The 26,703-nt window shown below is 38.3% G+C and carries 20 protein-coding genes; 6 read left to right on the top strand and 14 right to left on the bottom strand.

Features of this window, described 5'->3' with window-relative positions:
• Positions 1-127 precede the first annotated feature (127 nt).
• The 3 genes from D7004_RS13865 to D7004_RS13860 form a co-directional block, all read right to left on the bottom strand.
• A complete protein-coding gene (locus D7004_RS13865; RefSeq protein WP_123206468.1) occupies positions 128-382 on the bottom strand; it encodes a hypothetical protein in 255 nt (84 codons plus the stop codon).
• A 213-nt stretch (positions 383-595) separates the two neighbouring features.
• Positions 596-877, bottom strand: a complete 282-nt coding sequence (locus D7004_RS20510) for a hypothetical protein (RefSeq protein ID WP_148042803.1) — start codon at positions 875-877, stop codon at positions 596-598.
• Positions 878-951: 74 nt separating this feature from the next.
• Positions 952-1,932: a GlxA family transcriptional regulator gene (locus D7004_RS13860; RefSeq protein ID WP_123206467.1), complete on the bottom strand. Its 981-nt coding sequence runs from the start codon at positions 1,930-1,932 to the stop codon at positions 952-954.
• A 261-nt stretch (positions 1,933-2,193) separates the two neighbouring features.
• Between D7004_RS13860 and D7004_RS13855 the strand changes: the two genes are divergently transcribed.
• From D7004_RS13855 to D7004_RS13845, 3 genes are all read left to right on the top strand, one after another.
• Positions 2,194-2,574, top strand: coding sequence for a DoxX family protein (locus D7004_RS13855; RefSeq protein ID WP_123206466.1), 381 nt, complete (start codon positions 2,194-2,196; stop codon positions 2,572-2,574).
• 37 nt (positions 2,575-2,611) lie between these two features.
• Positions 2,612-3,040 (top strand): VOC family protein, encoded by a 429-nt coding sequence (locus tag D7004_RS13850; protein WP_123206465.1) that lies wholly within the window; start codon positions 2,612-2,614, stop codon positions 3,038-3,040.
• A gap of 504 nt (positions 3,041-3,544) precedes the next feature.
• Positions 3,545-5,953 carry a patatin-like phospholipase family protein gene (locus tag D7004_RS13845; protein ID WP_123206464.1) on the top strand — a complete coding sequence of 803 codons (2,409 nt, stop codon included), beginning with the start codon at positions 3,545-3,547 and terminating at the stop codon, positions 5,951-5,953.
• Between the two features lie 147 nt (positions 5,954-6,100).
• Here the strand turns inward: D7004_RS13845 and D7004_RS13840 are convergent, their stop codons facing one another.
• Positions 6,101-6,703, bottom strand: coding sequence for a DUF421 domain-containing protein (locus tag D7004_RS13840; protein ID WP_244214339.1), 603 nt, complete (start codon positions 6,701-6,703; stop codon positions 6,101-6,103).
• Positions 6,704-7,266: 563 nt separating this feature from the next.
• Between D7004_RS13840 and D7004_RS13835 the strand changes: the two genes are divergently transcribed.
• The gene (locus D7004_RS13835; protein ID WP_123206462.1) at positions 7,267-8,880 is read left to right on the top strand and encodes a S8 family serine peptidase; all 1,614 of its coding nucleotides are present in this window, start codon (positions 7,267-7,269) and stop codon (positions 8,878-8,880) included.
• Positions 8,881-9,606: 726 nt separating this feature from the next.
• On the opposite strand, the gene D7004_RS13830 is transcribed toward D7004_RS13835, so the two are convergent.
• The 8 genes from D7004_RS13830 to D7004_RS13795 all read right to left on the bottom strand — a co-directional run bounded on the left by D7004_RS13830 (position 9,607) and on the right by D7004_RS13795 (position 23,646).
• Entirely contained in the window at positions 9,607-10,785 is a 1,179-nt protein-coding gene (locus tag D7004_RS13830) for a glycoside hydrolase family 76 protein (protein ID WP_123206461.1), read from the bottom strand.
• Between the two features lie 32 nt (positions 10,786-10,817).
• On the bottom strand, positions 10,818-13,166 hold the full coding sequence (locus D7004_RS13825; RefSeq protein WP_123206471.1) for a GH92 family glycosyl hydrolase: 2,349 nt from the start codon (positions 13,164-13,166) through the stop codon (positions 10,818-10,820).
• 27 nt (positions 13,167-13,193) lie between these two features.
• Positions 13,194-14,399, bottom strand: a complete 1,206-nt coding sequence (locus D7004_RS13820; protein ID WP_244214338.1) for a glycoside hydrolase family 76 protein — start codon at positions 14,397-14,399, stop codon at positions 13,194-13,196.
• Between the two features lie 48 nt (positions 14,400-14,447).
• Complete coding sequence (locus D7004_RS13815; RefSeq protein ID WP_123206459.1) at positions 14,448-15,575, bottom strand: SusE domain-containing protein; 1,128 nt, start codon at positions 15,573-15,575, stop codon at positions 14,448-14,450.
• 13 nt (positions 15,576-15,588) lie between these two features.
• Entirely contained in the window at positions 15,589-17,211 is a 1,623-nt protein-coding gene (locus D7004_RS13810; protein ID WP_123206470.1) for a RagB/SusD family nutrient uptake outer membrane protein, read from the bottom strand.
• Between the two features lie 23 nt (positions 17,212-17,234).
• Positions 17,235-20,387, bottom strand: a complete 3,153-nt coding sequence (locus D7004_RS13805) for a SusC/RagA family TonB-linked outer membrane protein (protein ID WP_123206469.1) — start codon at positions 20,385-20,387, stop codon at positions 17,235-17,237.
• 74 nt (positions 20,388-20,461) lie between these two features.
• Positions 20,462-21,883, bottom strand: a complete 1,422-nt coding sequence (locus D7004_RS13800; RefSeq protein ID WP_123206458.1) for a sugar porter family MFS transporter — start codon at positions 21,881-21,883, stop codon at positions 20,462-20,464.
• Positions 21,884-21,888: 5 nt separating this feature from the next.
• Entirely contained in the window at positions 21,889-23,646 is a 1,758-nt protein-coding gene (locus D7004_RS13795; RefSeq protein ID WP_244214337.1) for a class I mannose-6-phosphate isomerase, read from the bottom strand.
• 448 nt (positions 23,647-24,094) lie between these two features.
• Between D7004_RS13795 and D7004_RS13790 the strand changes: the two genes are divergently transcribed.
• Complete coding sequence (locus D7004_RS13790; protein WP_123206456.1) at positions 24,095-24,829, top strand: GntR family transcriptional regulator; 735 nt, start codon at positions 24,095-24,097, stop codon at positions 24,827-24,829.
• A 255-nt stretch (positions 24,830-25,084) separates the two neighbouring features.
• Here D7004_RS13790 and D7004_RS13785 read toward each other — a convergent pair whose 3' ends face one another.
• Positions 25,085-25,276, bottom strand: a complete 192-nt coding sequence (locus tag D7004_RS13785; RefSeq protein WP_123206455.1) for a hypothetical protein — start codon at positions 25,274-25,276, stop codon at positions 25,085-25,087.
• Between the two features lie 122 nt (positions 25,277-25,398).
• Positions 25,399-25,803 (bottom strand): hypothetical protein, encoded by a 405-nt coding sequence (locus D7004_RS13780; RefSeq protein ID WP_123206454.1) that lies wholly within the window; start codon positions 25,801-25,803, stop codon positions 25,399-25,401.
• A 360-nt stretch (positions 25,804-26,163) separates the two neighbouring features.
• Here D7004_RS13780 and D7004_RS13775 point away from each other — a divergent pair, with 360 nt between their 5' ends.
• Positions 26,164-26,682, top strand: coding sequence for a hypothetical protein (locus D7004_RS13775; RefSeq protein ID WP_123206453.1), 519 nt, complete (start codon positions 26,164-26,166; stop codon positions 26,680-26,682).
• The last annotated feature ends 21 nt before the right edge of the window (positions 26,683-26,703 follow it).

Here is a 26,703-nt window from a genome sequence, read left to right as displayed (position 1 = left end):
AAGACGCCAAACCAGGTACATGAAAAAAATCTAAATACCAAAAGGCTTTGGAAGAATTATTACAATAAAAAGTGTAAAGTTGTAGATATGTTTAACGAAACGAACTAACCTAATCTGTAAACCTATTTCAGGACGAGACAATTTTATTTTGCAATTTATTCACACGCGGCACGCGTGCGTCAGCGAGGGTTTCCGTTCCACTGTTCACCATGATATCATAGGCCTGGGCGGAAAGCACCTGCTTCCAGTAAGCCGCTGTTTTTGCCTGTGGGTATTTTTTAACATCTCGAGACAATGTTTCTTTATCAGTGGGTTTGTTCTGACCGCAGGCATTCAATGCCAGTCCCAGAAATAGTATGCTTAATAATCTTAAATTTCTCATGTTTTAATTGGTCGTTAAAAAATTTAAATCCTTACAAAAGCCAGAGAAATATTTCATCTAAGCAACTTATGTAATGTAATTTACGCATAAAACACATGGCTGGTTCTTCACCGGATTGTAAGTATAAACCAATGAACTGACTCCTTTCTGCGGATAATAAATGTTTTAAATTAATTGAAAAGCTAGAAAAATTATTGCGAAGTAATTTACAGACTAGATTGTTTCGGTATGTAAAGGCAATTTGTTCACACGAGCATCAGCGAGTAATAATGACTTTTTATTTTTACGACAGTTCAATTCACTCGCCAATTTATTGCACCAGTTCACAAAATAAATTGTAGTATAACTCGGTTGATGGAGAAAATAAGTAGAAAAACTATAAGCCAATATCGAAGCCGGACAGCTCATTATGATGATATAAGTAATCCGATTTGTCCTTCGGCTTAGTCCATTAGAAATGGATGGGTTGGCGTACATATTGGATATTGCAATCATTATTTCTAACAAGTGATGAAATTCTGTAGCAGATTATCATCACTTTGAGCTGCTGAATACATTAGGTTCATAATCTAACTAGCAACAGCCATTTTATTGTATTTATTGCGATAATTCATTGGGGTAAGACCAGTTATTTTCTTGAATATAGATCTAAATGCTTTGGTATCGGTGTAACCAACATCATACATCACCTCATTGATGTTTTTACGACTGGTTTCTAAGTTGCGTTTAGCAAGCTCAATCTTCATTCTATTGATATATTGCAGAACCGAATTCCTTGTAGCGGATTTAAAACGCCTTTCAAAACTCCTTCTTCCCATTGAAGACAAAATAGACAGTGCTTCGATAGTTATTTTTTCTTCGATATTTTCTTCAATAAACTTCTGAGCCTTTTTAATTGTATCATCGTTATGGTTTTTTTGGCCTTGAAACATCGCAAATGCCGACTGGCTTTGCCTATCTATATCAATGGCAAAATATTTGGAGGCTAATATGGCGGTTTGCCTATTGGTATATTTTTCCACCAAATGCAACAACAGGTTCCAGTAAGAGTTTGCGCCACCGCTAGAATATATTCGACTTTCTTCAGTAATAATGCTTCCTTCGATCACCTCAACATTGGGAAACATCTCGCGAAACTCATCCTGAAAACCCCAATGTGTTGAACATTTTTTACCATCTAATAAACCAGTGGATGCCAATAGGAATGCGCCTACACACAAAGAAGCAACCTCAGCTCCATTATTGTATTGTTCTTTTATCCACGTTAAGGCTTTCTTATTGGCAGCAATTGCAGTCTTCATGTCGCCGAACAATGCAGGGATAATTATCAAATCAGTATTGCTGCTGTCCTTCAACAGGTGTGTGGTATTTACAGAAAATAACCCTCCATTAACCTTAACCACTTTATTTATCCCTACAAGCTTTATATTAAATAATGGTTCAAGGCCATTGGCAGACTGTATGTTATTTACAGTTGAAAACAAATATTGCGGGTCTGCGATCGCCTGCATTACGGCATGCTCAGGAACGAAGATACTTACATTCATCATCTTGTGAAGATAAAAATATTTTGTCGTAAAACGACCTTTTGTTGTCATTATCGAACATCATATAGAAGAAAAATTCATCCCAACTTTGGATATCAAATACAATGTAAAAACAAAATTAAATATGAGTACAGCAGCGGAAAGATTTAGTGCAAGAGGGCAATGTTGGTATTCAGGTAAACCTACCAAGCTTGGTTTAGAATGTGGGTGTAGAATAAGCAGCGGTGGAAACAAGATGCTTAGAGAGGATATTTAAAAATAATTATGAAGAAAGATAAGTTAATATTTTGGACAGCGACCATAATCATCGCTTTAATGGAAGGCTTGATGCCTGCATTGACCTCACAAACCGAATTGGCAAAAGAAGGAATAAGACATTTGGGATATCCTGAATACTTTGGAAATGCTCTGGTCATTTTCAAAATTTTAGGAGTGATAGCGCTTCTTTTAACCCGAATTCCAAAAAGAATTAAGGAATGGGCATACGCAGGATTTGGATTTGATTTCATCTTCGCATCGATCAGTCACGGAGCTGTTGATGGCATAGGCATGCAGACATTCTTTCCATTAATAGTGTTGATAATTTTGATAATCTCTTACATCTATTATCATAAAATTAACGCTGTAAAATCTTCAAACAATTAATAAAATATAAATCAAAACAATTAAATATATTAAGATTATGGCACTTATAAACCCTTACATCAATTTCAATGGAAATGCAGAAGAAGCATTTAATTTTTACAAATCTGTATTTGAAGGCGAATTCAGCTTAATTGTTCGATTTAAAGATATGTCAGGCCCAGAATTCCAGGTATCTGAAAATGAAGCGAACAAAATAATGCACATTTCTCTTCCCATTGGTGGGAACGTTTTGATGGGCAATGACGTGCCTGAGATTATGGGTAAAGTTAATGAAAACGAGAACAGGTCTAAAATATTCATTAGTACTGAAACCCGTGATGAGGCTAGTAAATTATTTGCCGGACTTTCAGAACACGGAAGTGTTGAAATGCCAATTGGCGAGAGTCCTTGGGGAACCTACTTTGGTATGTTGAGGGATAAGTTTGGCATTGAATGGATGATAGAATACGACCAAAAGAAAAGTTAACAGAACATTGAATTCTTATGCATTAATCATACTTGTTAGCACATGTTAGTTTCTGCAAATAAGAAGAATTTAATGCCTTTCATGCTAATAATCATCCACAATAGTTATCAATCCTTGATAATTATTATGGATGGCATGCAAAAAAGGAAAAAAAACTTTAAGTCTAGTACGGGTAGATGATGGGTTCACGGAAATATAGAATAACATCAGCTAACATCTTGTTATACTATAAGTGGTATGAAGGAGTCAGATTTTTAATTCACCAAAAGAAGTTTCTAACTAGTAAATGCTAAGCTTAAAAGGTGTAAGGTTAGAACGCACCTTCTTTTTGGATCCGGATATAAAAACATCCAAACATTTGAAATCGCAAAAGAATTTAGGAATGCGGTTAAATCTATAGTATTTATTGTGCATGACAACGATTTGGCACTTAGGGCGTTTCAAGTTGGCGGTGACTATCTTATTATTGCCTAGTAATGTTATATTTACACATCTAAGTTTACTATGATCAAAATACTGACTTTTATATTTGGTCCGATTGTCAACGCAATTTTGGAAATTCACCAAGAACGCAAGGCTCTCGAAGAGAAACTCGAATTCAAATCTGCGTTTAAGGATTTCTTTCACGTCGCAAGAAATACTGGTTTCGTACTTATCCCATCCTTACTCTGCGGGGCGGTCTTTTTGTTATTATCTCAAGGCAGGGACACGCTTTTACTAATTGTCGAAAAAATGGATTCAGGCGATTATTCGCAGCTGTTTTGTTTTCTCATCGGGATAACAGCGTGGAGTATATTTGGCGAGCTAAGCATAAGGTACGCCATTGCAATTTCGGATAATTCCGGAAAAAGTTTACGGGATTCCAGGGTCTATTCCAGAAAAATATCGCAGCGCATATTAGCAACTTTTAGCCTGTTCTGGCCTTCAATAATGATATTATTAGCCTTAATCTGGGGGTATAATTCTGCCACATACATGAGCTGGGAAGTGAAACTTCTAAACTTTGGAATTTTTGCCCTTTGCATCTTTTTATTGCTTCGCCTGTTCAGCTACCTCTATTTCCATAGAAAGCCAAGAATCGGAAATAAGCCCGCCAAGACCATTCTAGGTGCCAGATCACTCGGGGAAACGGAATACAATTGGGTGAACCGTCTTTATGGAATTTACGATGAATATGTTTATACTTTATTAAAACCTTCAAATTTTAAAGGAGCATACAGCGCTGATATGAGACATTTCACAAAGCATATCGTTGATTCTTCTGATGAGTTTAGAGCCGACTTTTTACAGAACAAAGCGGTGATGACCAGCCAAAGACTCATCCCAGAAAAATTTGAACTGATAAATGGAGATAAAATTATTCCCAGAAGAGGAGATTCTTACAGATGGCGGTATAGAATCCCAAATTCATTTTATCCAAAACTTCACCGGCAGATCGGCGTTATGGCTGGCCTGTCCATTATCATGTTGATAGGCATTTCTTTTTTACCCGGAGGAAGCAGTTTTTTTGGCCATATGGGTGCCCCAGCACTAATATGTATAGCCTTTGCATGTTATTCCGGCATCTATTCAGCACTATTGTTTGTAGACTATGCCTTATTGCGCAAAAGTTTTTTCCAGGTACGTTGGCTATTGATAATTTTGTTGGTCGTATCCTCTGTCGTTAATAAAGATCACCCCGTGGATATGGATGCCGTAGCCAATGCTCCAAGAAATACGCTGACGAATCAATTTGAAACATGGTTTGCGGATTATCGAAAAAAAATGAATTCGAAACATCCCGGGATTGAGCGGTATCCGGTTGTATTTATATGCGCTGAGGGTGGTGCACTTAGAACAGGTGCGTACACAAGTATGTTTTTAACGAACCTTCAAAATGACCTAAACAATAAGGGGATAGACTTTAAAAAATCTATTTTTTCAATGTCTGGCGTTTCAGGAGGTGCTTTAGGGCTAGCTTATTATAATGCTAAGGCATTTGGTGATGACCAAAAAAATGCAAAAGCAGGAGGAGACATCAGTAAGGCTGTTAGCTTTTACAAATATGATTGCCTCTCTCCTATTATCGGAAAGATGCTATTCGGGGATTTCGTTAACCTTTTTATTCCATGGCATATCAAAAACTTTGACAGGGCGATTGCCCTGGAAAAATCATGGAAGAAAGCTTATGCTAAAACCTTACAAAATGGAGAACGAAATCTATTTAGTGAACCATTTATTGATGGAAAACTGGATACCTTAAAGCCAGTTTTAATCATTAATACGACTGAAATAGAATCTGGTTATCAATGCTGGGTAAGCAACATCCAACCACAGGGCATTTTTTACCAACAAAAAAGAGATATTCTACAACAGAAAGTGAATAGAATTTCTTACAGTACGGCTATAAATTTTAGTACCCGATTTCCACTATTTTCTCCAGCAGCTGAAGTTGATACACTGGGCGGTCGCCTGCATTACCTCGACGGTGGATATGTGGAAAATACAGGGGCGGGATCTACGATTGAGCTTCTGAACCTTTTAGAAAAACAGGTTGCAGACTTTAATAAAGTACTGCCTGTGGTCATATATCTTCGTTTCAGCGATAACGATAATACCCAGGCTAAAAATATACACATTGGAAACGAGCTTGTAGAAATTGTTAGCGGAATATATAACACCAGGGTTGGCAGAAGTTTTACGGCTATTGCGATGTTAAATAAGTTTGTCAACGATCATAATGGCATTATCATCGATGAGCCGCTTACTAAAAACGAAAGGGCGGTTCCGATGAATTGGGTACTGTCGGACCAGAGCATGGATTACATCTTTGCAGATATCAAAACCAAGCTTTTAGATACATCAAGCAATGGCGTTAAGATAAAGCTTGCCAGCAAAGGCGCAAAGTATCTCCCCATAAGTCCATATCCCTAAATAATATTGAAATTTAATATTCTTAATGCAGTTTGACGCCTTAATTATGTAGAACTCACACTGTTTCTCTCCCCTTTCAGAAATAAGGTTAGTTGAGATGATTTAGCAATCTTAGATATTGCATGTTAAATAACTTTTACAAATATCTTAGTTTTCTCTTTTGGTATCTATAGCTAATACCCATTCCTTTTTTCCGCACCTGTTGCAGGTTGAAGAAACGGACAAATGCTCGATTTTTGCGCAATGAGTACATGCATAATCCCCCTCATTTAAAATCTCTTCCGAACGTTTTGAAAATGGTTTAGGGTATATTGGCAAACCAGGTTTATGGGCATCGACAGGATAAAAAAGAAAACTTACCTGACCATTTGACTCCAGTATCGCGGTACGTACCTGCCCCATATGTTCGATATTTTGAGCCCGCATTTCAGCAAAAAACTCGTCTTTTGCAAAATTAGCATCACCATCTTCCTTTAAAGTAAACATTCCATCCTCGATGATGTACATTGGTTCCCCTTCTAAAAGGTTTTCAATAGTTTGGCTCTTAGCAGCTAGATAAGTTATTAAACGATATGTACCTAAAATAAAGAGAAATACTATTAAAGATGGCACAATTGCAAATTCACCGTTAAACATAGGGTCGCCAGCGGCAGAACCTAATGCTATAATTATTGCAACCTCAAAAATACTGAGCTGTCTAACTCCTTTTTTGCCAGTAGAGCGAAGAAATACTAGCACAAGAATGAACATGATTATTGTTCGAATTCCGATTTCTATTGCTAAGGAAAAGTCCAGATCTTTAAGAAAGATATTTTGATAATCTATTTGTAGAAGCAGCATATTTCTATGCACAACAAAAAGTATGGTAAATGGTTAGATTAAAACTTAATATACCAGATCTAAAATCTAAATTACTTTGAGTAAGCAGCACAAGCGACATTAATAAGACCTCGCAATCTTACGTTCTGCTTGAAGATTTCTTGACTTAATATAATAAACCTTGAATAAGCCCCTTGACTGACTTTAGAACTCCAGTAGTTGTTCAAACCTGACTGACGGATAAAAAAGGCATCGATTAGACCTCTAACAGATAAACCGAACCATTTGAGCCCTTATCGCCATTATAATACTGGTTATCTGGGTTTTGATATTTACTTACCAAGCCGAACTTGATCATTTTATAATTGAATCTATATCTTTATATTCATGTTAGCATTGAGCGGGAATAATTGTCCAAAAACACTTAAGATGCTCATAATTTCTATCAGTCGGGATTATGACGGCTCAATACGTCCAAACTTAATATACCTTCTATGAATCTCTTATGTAATATCAGAAATCTCTTAAGTCTGGCTATCCTTACCTGTTGCCTCCAGTCGCTTGCACAGACTCCAATTAAAAACTGGCAGTTACTAGACCATGAGAAAGATGGCGTTTATGGAATTGGCGTAGAAAAAGCTTATTCAACCTTATTAAAGAATAAGAAACCAAAAAAAAAGGTTTTAGTCGCCATTATCGATGTGGGAATGGATATTACTCATCCCGCTTTCAGGGGAGCGATATGGACAAACCAAAAAGAGATTGCGGGCAATGGCCGGGATGATGATGGGAATGGATATGTTGACGATGTTCATGGTTGGAATTTTATGGGGGAATGCAAGGTGGAAACCTATGATTGCATCAGAGAATATGTAAAGTTTAAAAGCAAATATGAGCGTCTTACCGATACGCTAACACCAGGAATGAGGCAGTGGACCAAAATAAAAACGGAAACTGAAAGTTTTCTAAAGTTTCGCGAGAGAATCTTTAACCGTACCGAGCCAGCGATAGTTGCCCTTTCCATATTAAATGCATACTGGAAAAATTCTTTAAAGGCAGATTCAGTTTATATTGGCAAAATTATTCATTCTCAGCTGCCGGCTGGTATCGACAGCAATGTAATAAAGGCGCAAAAAGAGGTGTTAACAAAGGTATTTCCAGGAGATACGCTTAGACGCAATGCTTTAACGCTTCAGGCCGTTATTAATGGTTATCAAAATGTGGTTGATCTTTATAAAGGGGAATATCTAACGGCCAAGACAATCATTGAACAGAATGATGCCGGATATTTCCGTAAAAAATCGCCTGGGGACGACCCATATACCAATACGGATATTCATTATGGCAACTCAAATACCACTACCACCATGCCTCATGGAAATGGTGTGGCAGGCATTATCGCAGCGTCGAGGACAAATCCTGATATGAAGGGAATTGCGGATTGGGTCGAGCTGATGCCGATATCGATTGTATCGCAAAAGGTGATCGGAGAAGAACGCGATAAGGATGTCGCAAATGCCATAAGATATGCCGTAGACAACGGAGCTGCTATAATCAATTTTAGCCTGGGAAAAAAGAGTTCGCCGCAGAAGATACTTGTAGACGAGAGCATTCGGTATGCCGCCTCAAAAGGAGTACTTTTATTTGCTGCTGCAGGCAACGATGCTTCGGATAACGATCTGATAACTGATTACCCATCTGCCTATTTTGATGATGGCAGCGTGGCCGATAATGTTTTCAAGGTGGGAGCTACAACTTCAGGACCGTCGCTTGTCTGGAAGTTTAGCAATTACGGAAAGAAAAATGTGGATTTTTTTGCGCCTGGCGATGATATTTATTCTACAGCCTTAAACAGCTCCTACAACCGGGATTCAGGCACAAGTTATGCATCCCCTACAGCCGCGGGCCTTGCTGCGCTGATCTGGAGCTACTATCCTAATCTCACCTATAAAGAAGTCGCAAAATGCATAACCCATTCTGTAGAAGAATCCAATGTATTAGTTACAAAACCCGGCAGTAATGAAAGGGTTCCATTCAAGGCCCTGAGCAGGCTGGGCGGAATGATTAACGCATATAAAGCTCTTTTATTTGCAGCGACTATTCATTAATCGGAATACAGATTTTAATTGATTCTATGACACTTTCAAGAGGAGATGATATTGGAAACACGGCTGAAGGTAAGGTTTTAAAGAACAACTAATCAAATCACAAGCGATGGCAAAAATATTCTGGTCGTGTAAGATGAGGAGGATACTAGAGCGATTAAAAGTATGCTGCTCAACGAAACCATTTTAAGGTGCATCTGTGCGAAGATTCGGGCAGTTTCAGAAAAGAAATATTTCATCGCAGGCCGGATATGATTTAACCTGAGTTGGATTCTTAAACTTGATATTTTGCTGTTCTTATTACCGTATTGCTCGTACGACACGTCTTGCTGAATTTATTTCAGCATCTTTCCTGCAAAAAAGAACCTAAAATAAATTCGGGGTGAAGTAAATTAAGAAAAAGCAGCTTATTAATGATGTTAAGGAAAATTAATAATCGAACTCAGTTTATTAGATGTGATGCTTCCTGATGGCAACGGCATCGATGTTTGCTGCAAAATCAAATCAGATTCCCGTACTTGTCATATTGATGATGTCGACAAATTCTACCATTATCGTGATCAGAAAAAAATGCAAGGCAGATGAATTCACCATTAAGCCCTTCCTCATAAACCGTTTATAGCTATGGCTACCATTTTGATAGGATAATGCATTTTAACAGTAAATTCGAATAAACTAACCAAATAGAAAATAAAGGCGTGTAAACATTGTGCAAATAGGATGTTGCAATTATTTATTTTTGATGTTTAATGCACTCATCCTTGCATATAACTCTGCAATGCAAGCCTGGTCCAGTAGCCATTTGGGTTTCTTTTTGGCAGCTTCATCCTGAGACCATTTCGCCGATAAAAAACCATTCCCATCAGCAGTATGGGTCCATGCGGTATCCAAATCCATGGCTACCGCATTGATGTAAACTGGATTATGATTAACGTGATATAGCGCTTCATAACCGCGAAAAAGAACGGTAACAAACCAAGGCAGGTCGATGTTAAAGTGCATTCCGCTAGCTTTATTCTTATCAGAAAAAAACTGATATGAACTTTCTGCAACAATTTCCGCTTCTTGAAGATATTTTGATTCTTTTGTGAATGAGTAAAGTAATACGGCTGATTCGATCATTGATCCGGTATTGTATGTATAATAAACCTTGTTGGGCTTACCATCCATCTTTACATCATTATAATATATTCCTTGCGGGTTCCTGAGGGTATCATGCATCCAATTGTAAAACTTTTTACCCCAATTAAGGTAAAGTGTATCATTTGTACATTGGTAGAGTTTTAAGGCAGCCAGCGTAGACATTCCATTACTGCAGGCTGGTTTTTGATCTTTATGCCCTTCCAGCCAATATACCCCTCCACCCAGGTGTTCATCCCAGCCACTTAATATGAATTCAAAAACTTCTTTTGCCTTTACAATATATTTTTTATCCTTGGTGTTTAAATAAGCTTCTAAATAATCAATACAAACAAGCGCATTATCATCATAATACCTGTCTGATTTTTCCAGTGTAGCCGGATAGGCTTGATAACCCACCGGAACCCTTGTTGTATCACGATAGGCAGAAACCCCAACTGTTAAACTATCCAGGTATTTACTGTATTTCGGCTTTAATTCCGGATATCTAACCAAAACATTTGCTGCAGAAAACATTCCTGAAAATGGCCAGAGAAAACTCACCGGTTTTTCATCTACTTTTGCACCCTGAAAGTAATCCAGCGAAACCGTTCCTCCAGATGGATAGTATTCACTAAACAGACCAGCGTATTTTTGGATCCGATAGTGATGCCATATTTTTTGAAACATGGCATCAGCCCTACTTTTATAAAGTTTATTATTATTTACGTTCTGACCAAAGCCATGTAGGCAGAAAAGTAAGCATGTGATAAGAAAGCAATATTTCATTACGCAGGTTTAAGTGAAAAGCCGATCGACAATTACTGTTCAGATGGTGGTGGTACTTTTATCCCCCAGGTTTTATTTGGCTTATCACCCATTTTTAAGGTAAGTTTCCCACCTTTCATTAAGTCATCACGATAGAGCCAGGAATTGTTCAACACTTTGCCATTCCATAGCGCAGATTGCACATATACATTCTGCTTTGAGTTATTAATGGTAATGATAGACAGTTGTTTTCCGTTTGCCAAGCGGATGTCAGCATGGTCAAAAACTGGACTTCCCAGTTGAATTGTTGGACGGGCATCCGTCAATCCTTTCACGTCAAACAATCCCATTGAAGCCATTACGTACCAAGAACCCAGCTGACCTTGATCTTCATCTTGTCCATAGCCGTAGCCATGAATGCTCTCCGTTCCGTAAAATTCATCGCAGATGGCCCTGGTCCATTTTTGTGTTAACCATGGCGATGAAGAGTAGTTGAAAAGCCAGCTGATGTGAAGATTGGGCTGATTACCATGGTTATAAAGAGATTGAATCCCTGCAAAAGCATCGATTGTTTTTCCTCCACCAAAAGCATTTTTTTGAGAGGTTTCGAAAATATTATTTAACCTATCATTAAAGGTTTTGGTTCCAATTGCTGCAATTAAGCCTTTAGGATTTTGAGGAACATAGAAAGTATATTGAGTGGCATTTCCTTCCTGAAAACCTCTCCAGGCTTCTAAAGGATTGAATTTATCAATAAAATTTCCTTCACTAGTTTTTGGTCTGATAAGTTTCAGTTCTTTATCAAACAATAACCGCCAACCGTTGGACAACTTAATCAGCTTATTATAGTCGGTTATTTTGCCCATATTTTTTGCCAGTTGAGCCGCAGCAAAAGCACTGTAACTGTATTCCATGGTATGAGATCCTGAAAAATGAGCTCCGGTTGAATCCGTTTTATCCGCATCCAGATAAGGCACAAAACCATTCTGAATAAAGCTTTTGGTATCTGTTTTTCCTGAACCTACCAATCTGTTTTGATAATTAAGTTCATTTCCCAGCACTGCTTTGTAGGCAAGATTTAAATCGTAATCTCGAATTCCAGCCTGGTAAGCACCAGCTACCGCAAGTCCGACAAAATTAGTACCCACGCCTGATACAAAATTGCTGTTGGCTATACCATCTCCAAACCATCCTCTTTCTTTATAAATTTCCAATTGGGTGTGCACAAAATCACTGTAGTGAGATGGATAAGATAAAGCCCACAACTGGGTAATGTTCCAGAATCCGCCCCATATCGCATCGGTATTCATAAAATTATAGCTGAATTTACCTTGTTTATCTTTTGGCAATTGACCAATGGTTCCATCATGACGGGGGAAATTACCGTTTACGTCGCTGGCAATTCCACGACCTAATAATGCATGATATAATCCGGTATAAAATTTTACCATGTCAGCATTATTTTTTGATGATACTTTAATTTTACCAAGTTCTGTTTGCCATTCGGCTTGGGCAGCTTTTTTAGCTGAATCAAAGTTTAAAGCTGCTGCTTCCGTTTGCAAATTCAGTTTGGCATTGCTAACAGAAGTATAAGATAAGCCAACTTTTATCTCGACACTTTCATTTTCCTGTGTTTGATAAGCTAAAGACAATCCAGCTCCAACACCTGAAGCGCTTCTGGAATCCGCACTTATTTTTTCCAGATTAAACGCATCAACACTTTTTGGTTTTTTATTGAGTTCTCCGTAAAAATACATGGCAACTTTTCCACCCTCATCGTATGTTTTAACATATTTTGGATAGGTTATTACAAAACCTTCGAAATGAGTATCATCAATCATTTTTATCGATGCATCTGTTACAGGACCACTTTCTCCCTGAATGTTTCCGATAGAGAGGATAATTCGGGAACGGTCATTCTTTGGAAAGGTATATCGATGGAAGCCCACTCTTTTGGTTGCCGTGAGTTCGGCTTTTATTTTAAAATCATCAAGCAATACGGAATAATAACCTGGCTGGGCAATTTCATTCTTGCGGTCAAATGCCGAACGGTAACCGCTACCTGGTTTATCGAGCAAACCAGGAACGGTTTTAAGCTCGCCTGCGGTGGGCATAAAACTCACTCCTCCCACCTGCCACTCGTGAAAATGGACAAAACCTTCTATTGAATTATGTCGCGTATCATATCCAACCGCTTCCCAACCTTGCAGATTTCCATAACTCCCATTGGTTGATGGAGCAAGTTTGGCCATCCCATACGGAACCGCTGCAGGAGTATAAAAAAACCACCTGCTGTGTGCTGTACCTATATTTGGGTTTACAAAATTTAAAAGATCCTGAGCAAAAGCACCCGGCAAAACGAAAAGTGAAAGCAGCAAAATAAGGAATGATTTATTGGCCATGTTCATAAGAAATGTATTGATTACGGATTAATATTTGGATAATAAGGCCTGGATACGTTGCATCCATGCCTGATCTACAGTTTCTATTTCTGGTGAACGATTTTGACCGTCAAAGCCTGCAAAAAAATAATATGCATATGTGGTTTGATTTCTGTTCGCAATATTTAAGCGGTTAATATTTTCTCTTGCATACACCAGCCAGCTTTCATTTTTATCTGCTTCATATAGGCGAATCATAGCCTGCGAGCCCCATGCACACCACGCCGGGTTAATCCGCGTTTCATTGGTATTGAAAATATATCCTTTCCAGGCCGAATTCCATAGCGTAGTATTCATGGCTTTCCCAAGGTTTTGCGCTCTGGTTAGATAAGAAGGATCATTCATAATCTTGCTATATAAGATAAACGCTTCAACCATGATGGCATTATCATAAGTAAACTTGTCTGTACGCCTTATACCTTCTCCCGGTCCGTCGATTTTCCAAATAAAAAGACCACTAATGGGATCATACATCTTTGTATTTAGCCAGTTATTCACCTGCACAGCCCAATCGCGATAAATGCTCTCTCCAGTCAAACTGTAAAGCTTTAAAAACAGTTGCAATGTTAAACCATTGGTTTGGGCTGGTTTTTCCGGCTTTAAGGTATTCCAATAAAATCCTCCACCATACACGTTATCCCACAGGCCACTGTTTATCAGCCAATCTCCGCATGCCTTAGCTTTGGCCAGGTAAGCTTGTTTATCTGTTCCTGTGGTAACATCATAAGCTTCGAGATAAACCATACCACTTAAGGCGTTATCATCTACATATTTATCGCCACCGGCGCCGGTACCATCCAGGTTTACTGAAGCAAAATAGCCACCCCTGAGATCCTTTTTATCCCACATGTTCTCCATGAATTTGAAAGTATTGTTCATGTAGGCTAAGTGTTTGGTTTGGCCAACCCCGACCATCGCGGCGTCGGCGTAAATTTGGCTCACATTATACCACTCATAACTATTGTTTGCATGCGTAGTGGTGTTTGCCCGGTAACCATAACTGGCTGTTAAGAGGTTATTTGTGGTAAAAGTATGTGTTTCCTGTGCTAATTTTAAATAATCAACCGAAGTTCCGCCACCTGTAGGAGGCACAACAGGAGGCGGCGTTACCGGATCAACTGATGGACTTTTTTTACAGGCTCCGAAAAAAACGATGGAAGAAATCAGCAAAGTATATAGAAATAACTTTTTCATGGTTAGCATTTTTAAACATCGGTATAAACCGATGGTGTTTGATATAAATTATTGTGTGGTCACGGTATGGGTATAGGGTCCTGAGGCATTAAGATTTAGCAACACTTTAACATTTTTATTATCAGCTGATGGATCAAATTTATAGGTGTTATTCCATTGATCATTAGTTACTGCATTAAGGTAAAAATAAGAAGCACCTTGCCCCACGGGACTAACATTATTTACATTACTGCTACCCAGATAGCGGATTCCAGCTGAAGTGTGCATGGCAAATTTATAACGCTCATCTCTTCCCCATGAAAATTGAAAAAATACCACCGGAATATTGCCAGATTGCCATGTTCCATTTGAGGCATACGTTAACTTACCAATTTCATTTCCGTAAGCCGACATATATAAACCCAAACTTTGTACTTCAACAGCGTCGACTACTGTAGCCACATTAAAATCGTACTTTAAATAATATACTTTGCTACTACCAGTAACCGTAACAGCAGAAGTTCCTTCTTTTACCAATGAACCTTCGGTAAAGAATTTTTTGCCGCCTGATGTAGTTTTATCAACAAGTTGATAAGAACCGGGCTTCAGGGTTGTGTAAATCTCAAATATACCTTCTTCTAATTTTTTCATTTTGATAGCCTTGGATAGGTCTTCACCTGTCTCTGTGGCAGATCCGGTAATGTATAGCTCGGTAGGTACTTCAGCAAAACCTGCTGGTCTTTCCAGTTGTAGTATTCTACTCTCCTGACCAGCTTTCCTATTCGTTGCTTTAGACGCAATAACCGTCCACTTAATATTTCCTGTACTTGAAGAATTAATTCCACACAATGCCGCAACTTTAGTAAGGTCTTTGTGCGAAATGGTTACCTGAGGTTGTACACCTCCACCATCCGAAACCACCTTGTACATGGGTTTAGAAAAATCACCATTTTCTTTATCGAAAGCAACTTCATATAAAATCAGTCCGCCATCTTCGGGGCTGGCCGCTGTCCACTTAAACTGTTGAGTGGCCAATGCATTAGCGGGTGTAAGTTTAATGCTCTGCGAATTTTGAGGAATGCTTAAACTGCCTGTAGAATTTATGCTTTCGTTTAAATCTCTTTCATCCTTTTTGCAAGAGGTAATGGCAACAAAGCAAATTGCCAGTAAACAAATTATTGTCTTTAGATTTTTCATATCAATCAATATTTTAGTAACCCGGGTTTTGGGTCAGGTTTTTATTCAGACTAGTTTCGCTGGAAGGTACGGCCCACAAATAATCTCTTTGAGGATTGAATTTGCGTTGCTGCGTACGAATGTATCCGTTGTCGATGTTTTGGTCGGTAGCAAATTTCGCCCCATGTGCGAAACCATTCATGGTAACTTCGGCTAATTTCCATCTCCTTAAATCATCTACCCGTAAACCTTCCATAGCCATTTCAGCCCGGCGTTCTCTACGAATGATATTGTTTAAATCTCCGCCGGGATAATTTAAAGCGGCAGCATCTGTAAAACCTGCCCTGGCACGAAGTGCTCCTATGGTTTTCGCCCAAACTGTAGCATCCATTTGCCCTAAGCTGTTTTTAGCCTCCGCGTAGGTAAGCAACACCTCGGCATATCTAAATAAATGTAAGTTGTTACCTGAAACGAAACTGGATAATGCACTGGGATCAAAATATTTCCTCCAGTAATAACCTGTGGCCGATGCGCTTTGAGAGCCCGGCGAATATTCATCCAGTCCTGGCTGAACAGGGTCTGTTCCTGGTTTAATGTATATGGTTTTTGTGGTGTTGTTTCCATTTACCCACAAATAGCGGTCATACACAACAGTTGCGGTCAATCTTGGATCGCGGTTGATGTATGGATTACTTTCCACATAGCCTGAACCTGCTTCCTTAATGCCTCTTCCATTAAGCATAACGTAATCATCAACCAATTCCTGAGTTGGGGCCATATTGCTCACTCTACCACCTACCGTTCTTGGCGCAAAATCCCAAAAGTTTTGCCATGTTCTAATGGTAGGTACATATTGTAGCGATAAAATGCTTTCGTTATTGGTTTTGTTGGTAGCCGGATCGCTAAATAATGCGCTATAATTCGGCGCTAGTGAATAGCTGCCATAAGTTTGCTGATTGTTTATTAGTTTTTCACAAACTGCGATTACCTCTGCAGTTTTATTTCCTTCATATAACAAGGTTCTCATTTGTAAGGCAAGCGCAGCACCTTTGGTAATCCTGCCATTTTCACTAGCCGAGAGCTGATCTTTACTGGGAAGATTCGGTATTGCACTTTCCAACTGACTTACAATAAAAGCGTTTACTACAGCTTTTGAGCTACGAGGTATAACCTGCGCTTCTTCGGGGGTTAAGTCATGATCGGGAAGCGGCACATCTCCATACCATTTGGTTAGATTAAATAGTGCAAAGGCTCTCATAAACTGATTTTCAGCTTTCATTCTGGCGATGGTAGCTGCAGGAAGGGTTTTATTTTGATCTACATTCTGAAGAAAAATATTTACGGATTTAATGGTCCGGTAATAACTCGCCCAATCACCCTGAAATTTACCTGTTAGCGAGGTAGCATTACCACTTGCAATTAGGTTTAGATCTCCAGAAGGCGAATAGGCATTGTCAGATAAGGCTTCAGGCTCAAAGTAAAGTGAACTATTATAAAGCAAGCTGTAATTATTATTTAAGGCGTTGTTGACATTTACATCGACTGTCCAAAATGTTAAATCTGAAAATCGATCCGTTGGTGCAATATCCAGTTTTTTACAACCGCTAATTGCTAGGACTGCAACAGCTGTTAAAAAGATTTTATGTAGGTATTTCATGTTGTTGATTCTAACTGTTATCATTAAAAAGTTATGTCTAATCCGGCTCCATAGAAAATAGGTAGCGGATATGCACGGGCGCTATTCGAACCAGAACCCAGGCTTACATTGTTTCCAAACTCAGAGGTTTCGGGGTCGATAAATTTCAATTTGCTTAATGTGAACAGATTTTGTCCTATCAGCGAAATTCTAAAACGCTCCATCCCGAATTTTTTTGAAACCACTTGAGGCAAAGTATAACCAATGTTTACATTCTTTAAACGGGCGTAGGCTGCATCATACTTATACAAATCTGAACCAGTACGCCAGTTATTGGTATTGGAAGGTGAACCGATGTTAGCAAAAATCGGATAGCGGGCATCCGGGTTACTTGGCGTCCAGTAGTCCGTCATGTGTTCATAAACTGTTGCACCATAGCCATAGTGGAAAGGTTCTACCAACTCACCACGCAGGAAGGTTTCGCGTTTACCTACGCCCTGAATGAAGAGTTGCAAATCGAATCCTTTAACGGCAAGCCTGTAGGTAAAGCCGAAAGTATATCTCGGAAATGGATTACCCAATGTAGTTTTATCATTGGCATCAATAATTCCATCATTGTTTAAATCTTTGAATTTAACATCACCTGGCACTACCGGGTTGCCAGCTATTTTAGGCGAAGCATTTATATCTGCCTGATTTTGGAAAAAACCATTTGTTTCGTAGCCATAATATTGAGTGATTGGTTCACCAATTCTTCTTAGTAACTGAAATACATCCTGATTAATGATTTGCTCCGTCGCTCCTCCTGATAATTGAAGCAATTTATTTTGATTATCAGCAACATTTACGCTAAAACTTTGGGTTACATTTTCTCCACGCAAATTATAAGTTAAGGAAGCCTCCCAGCCTTTACTCCTTACTTTCGCCACATTAAAATCTGGTGTAGCTGCTCCAAAAATCGCTGGAATATCTTGCCTAGGCTGTAAAATATCTCTGGTTACTTTATTGAAATAATCGAAAGATGCCGTTAAGCGATTCTCAAAAAATCCTGCATCTATACCAATATTTAATGTTGATGCCTTTTCCCAGGTCAAATCTCTGTTTGAAAGCAAAGTACCTGCCCCGCCAACTGGCACATTGTTAAATCCGTAGGCACTGGCATAATTAAAATAAGTTGTTTGATATTGAAAATTCCCCACATTCTGATTTCCTAAAACGCCATAAGATGCACGAAGTTTCAGATTGCTTACGGTATTTTTGATGGGTTGCATAAACGATTCTTGCGTAATTATCCAGCCGGCACTAACCGATGGAAAAAAGCTACCGCGATTGCCTTTAGCAAATTTCGATGAGGCATCATACCTTGCTGTAGCTTCAAACAAATATTTATCTTTAAAAGCATAATTTACGCGTCCGAATAAAGAAAGCAAGCTATTAGAGTTGATGGCCAAGCTATTGCTAGAATTTATAGGATCAACCAAAGTTCCCGTTGTTGGAGTGCCAAGCAACTGGTCGGTTAATGTTTTCTGCAATTGAAACCCACGTTGTGAAAAGTTTTCGCTCGAAGCACCAACTTGCACTTTAAAATCATGAGCATCTATTTTTTTGCCATATTCTGCATATAATTTGGTATTGAATAGCTGCGATTTGCTATTGCCATCTAAAACCGAGCGGTCATCTCCATAAACGCCAGATGGCAGGAAATTCACCTGCGTTCGGCGGAAAAATGTTCCATTGTTCTGCAAGGTTCCGCCAAACTCACCAGTAATTTTTAAATCGTTGGTAATGTTAAACTGACCATTGAAGGCTCCAAAAATTTCATCATTGTCGGCTTGGTTAAAACCACCCTTTTCCAAAACGCCATATTCATTGTATTGAGAGGCAATAGGATTGGTTAAATAATTTCCATTTTCATCTTGCCAGCTGTAATTTAAAGGGACGCGGTTGGCATCAGCAAAAATATTATTATCGCCAACGCTATTGGTTTTATTGCGTGTTTTAGTGTAAAGGAGAATGAAATTGGTTTTAAACTTTCCAATCACATTGCTTTGGTTTAAACGCAAATTGTATTTCTGGTAGCCAAAATCCGGACCTTCGCCACCATTGCCAATAAAATTACTTCCCTGATCCTGGAAACCTGCTGAAACGTAGAAGGAGCTTTTTTCACCTCCACCAACGATACTGAAGTTATGCGATTGTTGTGGTGCTTTGCGTAAAAGATGTTCAATATCCCAGGTACCATTTCCCGGATCTTTAAGTTGCTGAATCTGATCGGGCGTGTAAGCAGGACTAAGACCGGAATTTACTAAAGATTCATTTTTAAAGTAAGCATTTTCCCAAGCCGGAACCTTTTTTACAAGTACGTTAGCATCCTGAATCCCGTAACTTCCATTGTAGGAAACCGCTGTTTTCTGATTTAATTTACCCGCTTTTGTAGTAACCAAGATGACTCCATTTGCTGCCCTTGAGCCATAAATGGCTGCTGATCCGGCATCTTTTAAAACCGTTACACTGGCAATGTCATTTGGATTTAGGGTATTTAAGTTTCCACCAACAATTCCATCCACAACAACAAGAGGTGTGTTATCTCCTAAAGTACCAACACCACGAATATTCACCGTAACATTGCTTCCGGGGTTTAAAGAACTTTGCTGAATGATTAAATTCGGCGATTCTCCCTGTAGTGCCTGATAAACGTTTAGAACAGGCTTGTTTTCTATATTTTTTGCATCAATGGTATTAATGGCACCAGTAACCGAAACCTTTTTTTGCACACCATAACCAACTACAACTACATCCTCTAAAGAGTTATTGGCATCGGTTTTAAGCTGAACGTTTATTGTGGTACGACCGCCAATTGAAATTTCCTGACTTACATAACCTAAATAAGAATAAGTTAAAGTGCTTGTGGTCATATTATCAGGCACTGAAATGGTATAAAGGCCATTATTATCTGTTACTGCACCAATATTAGTCCCTTTTATTTGCACACTTACACCAGGCATCCCGATTCCCTTTTCATCGGTAACCTTGCCTTTGACGGTTATATTAACTGATTTGATTTTACTAATTGTTGCTGATTTGGTTAGCGCCACTAGATGATTGGGTAAAAAAGGAATCAAAAAGATGGCCATTAGCGCAAATTGCCAATGGGGCAATCGCTTTGGTTTTTGAAGTTGGTAAAGTTTAAGTCTCATAACATTTTGGTTGAATTTCGATGCATTTTTGCGCATCAGGCATATTGGTTAGCTATTTTGGGATGATGTATATATTATTTCATTTCTTTGGCATATGAGCTTTGCCAGTGTGCATCGATTTCTTCGAGTGATCGTCCCTTGGTTTCGGGTATAAGTTTCCATGTTAGGTATAATGCGGGAGAGCAGCAGATGGCGAAAATCCAGAACGTCCATGCCGAGCCAAGCCCCTCCAACATTAAAGGGGTGAGTTGTCCGACAAAAAAATTACCTATCCAAAGTGTAAGGGTTGCCAACGACATTGCTTTCCCCCTTATCCCATTCGGAAATATTTCTCCAATTACCACCCAGCAAACCGGACCGAAGGAGAATGCGAAACAAGCAATGAAAGCTAAGATGAAAATCAAAATCCAAGGACCGGATATAACTCCAAACTGAAAAAGTAGTCCAATGATTACAAGCGAAAATACTGCGCCTCCAATTCCAATGTACAGCAGTGGTTTCCTCCCCCATCTATCGACTGTAAAAATGGCTACAAAAGTGAATATTACATTGATAAGTCCGATGGTAACCTGTCCACCCAATGCGTTGTTCAATGTAAACCCCGCCTGTTCCAGGATTCTGGGGCCATAGTAAATCACCGCATTAATGCCGCAAACCTGAGAGAGAAAAGGCAATAACAATCCTATCCAAAGTGCTTTACGGTAAACAGGTTTAAAAAGTGTTTTAAGTGAACCATCCGCTTCGCTCTGATTTTGTGAGAAGTAAGCATCTATTTCTTTTTTTGCAGCCTCTTCGCCGTCGATTTTAATCAATATTTTGGTAGCCGAATCCTTTCGTCCTTTTGATAAAAGCCATCTCGGAGATTCCGGAACCAAAAAGAGGCATAATAAAAAGATTAGGGCTGGAACACCACCCAAACCGAGCATTCCCCTCCAAACTTCTTGAGAAAAAATACGGTCAGACTGAGTGCCTGCAAAGCTATCTCCTGCATGGCTTGCCAGGTATGCATTGCTAAAATAAGCGGTTACAATCCCTATCGTTAAGGCAAGCTGATAAAGCGAAACCATGGTGCCGCGAAGCCTTGATGGTGCAAATTCTGAAATATAAAGCGGTGAAACCATTGAAGCCACACCAATTCCGATACCACCTATTAACCTGAAAATAATTAATGCGGTAAAAGAATTTGCATACATGCAGCCTAAAGCAGAAATCAAAAAGAGCAATGCAGAGAGAATCAGTACGATTTTTCGGCCGTAAGCATCACTTAATTTCCCGGAAACGCTAACACCAATAATACAACCTAGCAGTGCGCAGCTTACAAACCAACCTTCACTTACTGCATCCAGGCCAAAATCACCTTTTACCAAACTGATTGTTCCTGAAATAACTGCGGTATCAAAACCAAACAGAAAACCACCCAAAGCTGCCACCAGGCAAACCAGATATAAGTACGTTTTGCTATTATTAAGCGTAATATTTTTTTCTATGCTACTCATACCAATTATTTTAAGAATGCTTTGATCACTTTTGCCCGCTGCTCACCTTGATTAATTATCTTATAACTAGATGCTGCCGCTGGAATGACGAATGTTTCTGCGAAAGGAAAGTTCATTGTTGTTCCGTCAGCGGATTCTACACTAATGGCTGTTCCTTCAACAAGCATCAATACATGACAAATATTATTTGTTTCGACTTTAACCTCTTTATCAAACTCTAACCTGTGAACATCATAGAAATGCTCCTGGTGCGTTGGTAAATGGTAACAAACGATGTCCTGATCTTCAAAAAACACCGAGGGTTTTGATATCAATTCTTGTTGAACTTTATCGCCCTTTCTACTGAAATCCAGATTTTTGAAAGCATGCTCTATATTTATCGGCCGGGGTTTTCCATTTAAGTCTAGCCTCACCCAATCATACATTTTAAAAGTAAAGATGTAAGGCGTGGCACTGATTTCAAGCACCAGGTTTTCTGCTCCGGCACTGTGAACGGTACCATTGGGAATTAAAAATAAATCGTGTTTCTTGGCTTGGTGTACCTGAACAAATTTTTCAATATCAATTTCCTCATTATTGTTATTGCTGTTTTCCAGAGATTCTCTGAATTCATCAGCATTGATATTTTCCTGAAAACCAAGATATACTGTGGCATTCTTCTTACAATCTAAAATATAATAGGTTTCATCTTGAGTGATGTTTTCACCAAATTCATTTTGAATGTATGCCAAGCTTGGATGGCATTGAATCGAAAGATTTCCACCATCGAAAGTATCCAGAAAATCGAATCGTATAGGAAATTCATCTTGAAACTGCGCTGCATGCTTACCCAAAACTTGCTCATTATTGGTAAACATTAATGCATCAAAAGAAACCTCCAGCAGCAAGCCATCGCTTTCGAATACAATCCCATTTTCAGGTACGATAAGTTCAAAAGACCATGCATAGTTTACCTCATTCTTGTCCAATTGGGGCATGTGTTCTTTCATCCATTGTCCTCCCCATGCGCCCGGTGCAAACCAAGGACGAGCCCGAAAGATGGATGTAGCTATTTTATTCAAACCACTTCGAACATCTTTTCCAAATGCCCAGTTGATGTCCTGGTCCCATTGTGCATCTACGAAAACATCAATTTTATGTATAAGCGCCTTTTTATGGTTATTTAGCACCACCCAATCCACAAAATAAAAACGTTTGTACATTTCCATTTGTCCTTCAGGCTGATTCATTCCTAAATTGCTTATCGAACCTGCACTCATTCTGTGCTGAAGTTCATTTTTTGGAAGATCTACATAAATCAAGGAGGCATTCCAGTTCGATAAAGATGCGCCACAACCGATAATGATATTAACATCAGCTGATGGATCCTTTTCAATCTCGGCAAAAGCAGAGGTGTCAAAATAATCAGCTAGCGTTAATGATGTTTTCTTACCCCAAACCGAATCCTCTGACCCAAGAAATGGCGCTACCAATGCATCCAATTCCTTTTCACTTTTGAAAAAATTTGCACTATCGATGATATTAATAATGAGACCGCGAGCAGTTAGTTCCTCACGAAGCGCATGAATTAGCTGTGCCCAGTAAACCCCTACATAGCCATCAATAACAACAGTTTTTTGTTCGGTGATGTAATCGCATAGTGATGAATAGCTATTGAATACTTTTTTATCACCGAGCGAGTGATACGGATAAATGTCGTAACCTACGGGTTTGTCTATACTACTAATGCGAGCAGGCATAATCTCCTGTTCGGTCTTTCTCATTGGTTCTTCTATCGACATAAAAACTAAGAATGGCTATTTATTATTTGATGTAAATTGATTATCTATTTGTATGTACATATTAAATTTTTCATGCCAGGATTCAACTGTTATGATGAAATGCATTTATAAAATTTTCCTAGCTTATTAACCTCTTGAACAAAATAAATCTGGATGAAACCCGCATAGAAACAGGTTTTAGAATAATATTGGGGATTAATTTGGTTATTCCTCATAATACAAATAGAAATATAATATCTCGGTTAGAACATACATTTGTTAGTATGTATATACAAATGTATTATTTAAAAATTAATCTCAAAATTATTTTATCATTATTTTGGTTAAATTTTTAAAAAACCAGTATAAACATCGAGACGGTGCCTACTACTACAGTATTATATGAAGACATTCCTGTATCCACTATTTTTTTTATATAATTGCGGTGATTATGAAACTTAAAATTGATCATAAAAGCCAGGTTCCTTTACACATACAGGCAGAAGAATTGCTCAGAAGGCTCATAGAATCTCCCGAATACACTGATGGGAAACTGTTGCCAAATGAAATGGAGCTTTCAAAAATTCTAAGCATTTCAAGAAGTACGCTCAGGCAGTCTATAAATAAACTTGTTTATGATGGTTTGCTTACCCGTAAAAAAGGTGTAGGTACAAAGGTGGTAGAATCAAAATCCTTGAGTTCAAAATCAAAAAACTGGATGAGCTTTTCCCAGGAAATGAGTGCAAGAGGAATTCCGATTAAAAATTTTGAGCTTCACGTAAGCTGGATACTTCCTGACAAACGGATAGCCAGTTTTTTCGGAATCAAAGAGGGAAAAAAGGTATTAAAGTTAGTGCGACTCAGAGGTCGGCCAGAAGGTCCATTTGTATATTTCGAATCCTACTTTCACCCATTGGTTGGACTTACTGGAGAAGAAGACTACAAAGCACCATTGTACGAAATGCTGGAAAAAGCACATGGAATTATTGCAATGGTATCTAAGGAAGAAATCAGCGCACTTTCGGCAGATGAATTTATCGCAGAAAAACTTGAAACACCGATTGGTGCCCCCATTCTCTTCCGTAAACGGTTTGTATTTGATATAAACGAAAAACCAATTGAGTATAATCTTGGATATTACAAAGCCGATAGTTTTGTATATACGGTAGAAAGTCGTAGAGAATAAGATTAACGCCTATTAATATTTGTTAGACAAGTTTTTAGTAATTCGAGTGTTTAATGCTTAGTAAAGTAAAGATTTTGATAAAACATAACTCATATCCAGTCATATAAGTATAAATACTTGATATGGATAAATTATTTAGTAGTTCAAACATTTATAGATACGTACCGTTAACGATGTGGATGCCTGAACTGACAATTGTCATTCACCTTAAAATACTTTTAGCAGGAGCCTTGTGCATCTGCTTTTTTAATTTCTTTATTGCCCCCTCATTAGGATTTCAATTGTTCCTTTACCATCGGAAAGTTTAAAATAGTATTGAGCAAAAGTCCTGTATTTTAAGATATCGATCTTAAAAACTATACCTTTTTTACCTTTATCATCTTCCAACGCATCTCCAACTCCTATTGAATCAAGAATTAACTTTCCACTACTTTGCCCTACAACCATCTCTCTAGCCTTATTCTTGTAATATAGCTAAAGTTATTGATAAACAACGTATTAATACGCAATAAATGATATCAATCCATAATTCTGTCTAAAGAATTCGATATACAATTAAGTGCTTCTAATCAATATTTTAAAGACTTTCTCTTTTTTCTCCACTCCTCTAAACTATATTGCCTATTGGCTTTAGCATCGAAATAGTAAATTTTATAGGTTTTAGGATCGACAGCAAACTGGTAATAGTTATTGTATGTAGGAGAATTGTCGTTTACATTAATCTGGTAAAAAGGTATACTCAAATCAGGTGCTGCGCTGACCATTAAAGTAATCTGAACCTTGCCATGGCTTAAAGCCTTAATCTCCCTTGCTCTTTGTTTTACCTCTGGCAGCGCAACAACTAGTTCGAGCACCTTTTTTTCTTCAGCGCTGTGAGCAATCAGCTCTTGAGCTACGACGGGGCTTATTTCACTATTTAGCGAAATAAAAAATAATAAGAATAAGGATACATTTAAATGTAATTTAACGGGCATAATTATTTTGTATTGAAGTGAGCAACTATACTAGCAATCGTTCTTTGTTATCTGCAATGAACTTTACGAACCTATCGTGTTAATGGATGTCTAATCTGTGGTTATATATCAAAAAATGCCATAACCACTGTGCCAATGTTTTTTGGTTAATATACGCTAAATGCAGAAACAAAAATAGTTAAGTATTGTTGAAAACGTAGATAAATCCCAAATCTATGCTGTCTTCATCATACTACGGAGAGTCAATAGGAACTATTTCTATATCACTCAATTGTACTTCTTTATCAAGAAACGGTATCTTGATTGAGCAATAGTCAGTTTTCAATAATCAACAGGATTTAGGTATCAAATACAGTGTCAATGAAATACATTTTGTTTTTAGTTTTTATTTTTATCTGCAGGTTTGGAGTACAAGGTCAACCAAAAACCATGCGGACCGGATGGCATTCATTTACCATACAATGGATTGAAGTTGATAAAAAATCCCCCGGAAAGGTTTATATAAAAAAGATTGGTGCAGATGAATATAGTGTGGAAGGCGAACAAAGAGATTCAAAAACAAAAGATTACGTTACCATAAAAGGTACAATTCTATACCAGGGAAGTGTATTAAAATTTAACGGGAAGATTGTGACTAAGATCAATTTTATCAATGCTGGTCAACCCTGCGAACTTAACGGATTGTCAATTTTTAAAGCTAGTGGCAATAGAAAATATTGGCGTTTGCAACAAATGCTAAACTGCGATGGTAGTACTACAGACTATATTGATATCTTTTTTAGTATCGGCCGAGATTTCGCTGATAATAATTTCAATATCAAATATGGAATATTTAGGGTTGAGGCTTTTGATAAGCCGGATCAAGACGCATTAGGTTGATTTTGGATATTCTGGCAATAT

It is taken from the genome of Pedobacter jejuensis, assembly GCF_003725795.1.
Classification (GTDB): domain Bacteria; phylum Bacteroidota; class Bacteroidia; order Sphingobacteriales; family Sphingobacteriaceae; genus Pedobacter; species Pedobacter jejuensis.
Note: the sequence above shows the minus strand (reverse complement) of the source record. Positions and strands in the feature narration are given on the sequence as shown.

What these genes read in the sequence shown, in the direction of transcription:
- D7004_RS13865 (WP_123206468.1), bottom strand. Translation starts at nt 382, where the DNA reads ATGAGAAATTTAAGATTATTAAGCATACTATTTCTGGGACTGGCATTG.
- D7004_RS20510 (WP_148042803.1), bottom strand. Translation starts at nt 877, where the DNA reads ATGATTGCAATATCCAATATGTACGCCAACCCATCCATTTCTAATGGA.
- D7004_RS13860 (WP_123206467.1), bottom strand. Translation starts at nt 1,932, where the DNA reads ATGATGAATGTAAGTATCTTCGTTCCTGAGCATGCCGTAATGCAGGCG.
- D7004_RS13855 (WP_123206466.1), top strand. Translation starts at nt 2,194, where the DNA reads ATGAAGAAAGATAAGTTAATATTTTGGACAGCGACCATAATCATCGCT.
- D7004_RS13850 (WP_123206465.1), top strand. Translation starts at nt 2,612, where the DNA reads ATGGCACTTATAAACCCTTACATCAATTTCAATGGAAATGCAGAAGAA.
- D7004_RS13845 (WP_123206464.1), top strand. Translation starts at nt 3,545, where the DNA reads ATGATCAAAATACTGACTTTTATATTTGGTCCGATTGTCAACGCAATT.
- D7004_RS13840 (WP_244214339.1), bottom strand. Translation starts at nt 6,703, where the DNA reads ATGTTCATTCTTGTGCTAGTATTTCTTCGCTCTACTGGCAAAAAAGGA.
- D7004_RS13835 (WP_123206462.1), top strand. Translation starts at nt 7,267, where the DNA reads ATGAATCTCTTATGTAATATCAGAAATCTCTTAAGTCTGGCTATCCTT.
- D7004_RS13830 (WP_123206461.1), bottom strand. Translation starts at nt 10,785, where the DNA reads ATGAAATATTGCTTTCTTATCACATGCTTACTTTTCTGCCTACATGGC.
- D7004_RS13825 (WP_123206471.1), bottom strand. Translation starts at nt 13,166, where the DNA reads ATGGCCAATAAATCATTCCTTATTTTGCTGCTTTCACTTTTCGTTTTG.
- D7004_RS13820 (WP_244214338.1), bottom strand. Translation starts at nt 14,399, where the DNA reads ATGAAAAAGTTATTTCTATATACTTTGCTGATTTCTTCCATCGTTTTT.
- D7004_RS13815 (WP_123206459.1), bottom strand. Translation starts at nt 15,575, where the DNA reads ATGAAAAATCTAAAGACAATAATTTGTTTACTGGCAATTTGCTTTGTT.
- D7004_RS13810 (WP_123206470.1), bottom strand. Translation starts at nt 17,211, where the DNA reads ATGAAATACCTACATAAAATCTTTTTAACAGCTGTTGCAGTCCTAGCA.
- D7004_RS13805 (WP_123206469.1), bottom strand. Translation starts at nt 20,387, where the DNA reads ATGAGACTTAAACTTTACCAACTTCAAAAACCAAAGCGATTGCCCCAT.
- D7004_RS13800 (WP_123206458.1), bottom strand. Translation starts at nt 21,883, where the DNA reads ATGAGTAGCATAGAAAAAAATATTACGCTTAATAATAGCAAAACGTAC.
- D7004_RS13795 (WP_244214337.1), bottom strand. Translation starts at nt 23,646, where the DNA reads ATGAGAAAGACCGAACAGGAGATTATGCCTGCTCGCATTAGTAGTATA.
- D7004_RS13790 (WP_123206456.1), top strand. Translation starts at nt 24,095, where the DNA reads ATGAAACTTAAAATTGATCATAAAAGCCAGGTTCCTTTACACATACAG.
- D7004_RS13785 (WP_123206455.1), bottom strand. Translation starts at nt 25,276, where the DNA reads ATGGTTGTAGGGCAAAGTAGTGGAAAGTTAATTCTTGATTCAATAGGA.
- D7004_RS13780 (WP_123206454.1), bottom strand. Translation starts at nt 25,803, where the DNA reads ATGCCCGTTAAATTACATTTAAATGTATCCTTATTCTTATTATTTTTT.
- D7004_RS13775 (WP_123206453.1), top strand. Translation starts at nt 26,164, where the DNA reads ATGAAATACATTTTGTTTTTAGTTTTTATTTTTATCTGCAGGTTTGGA.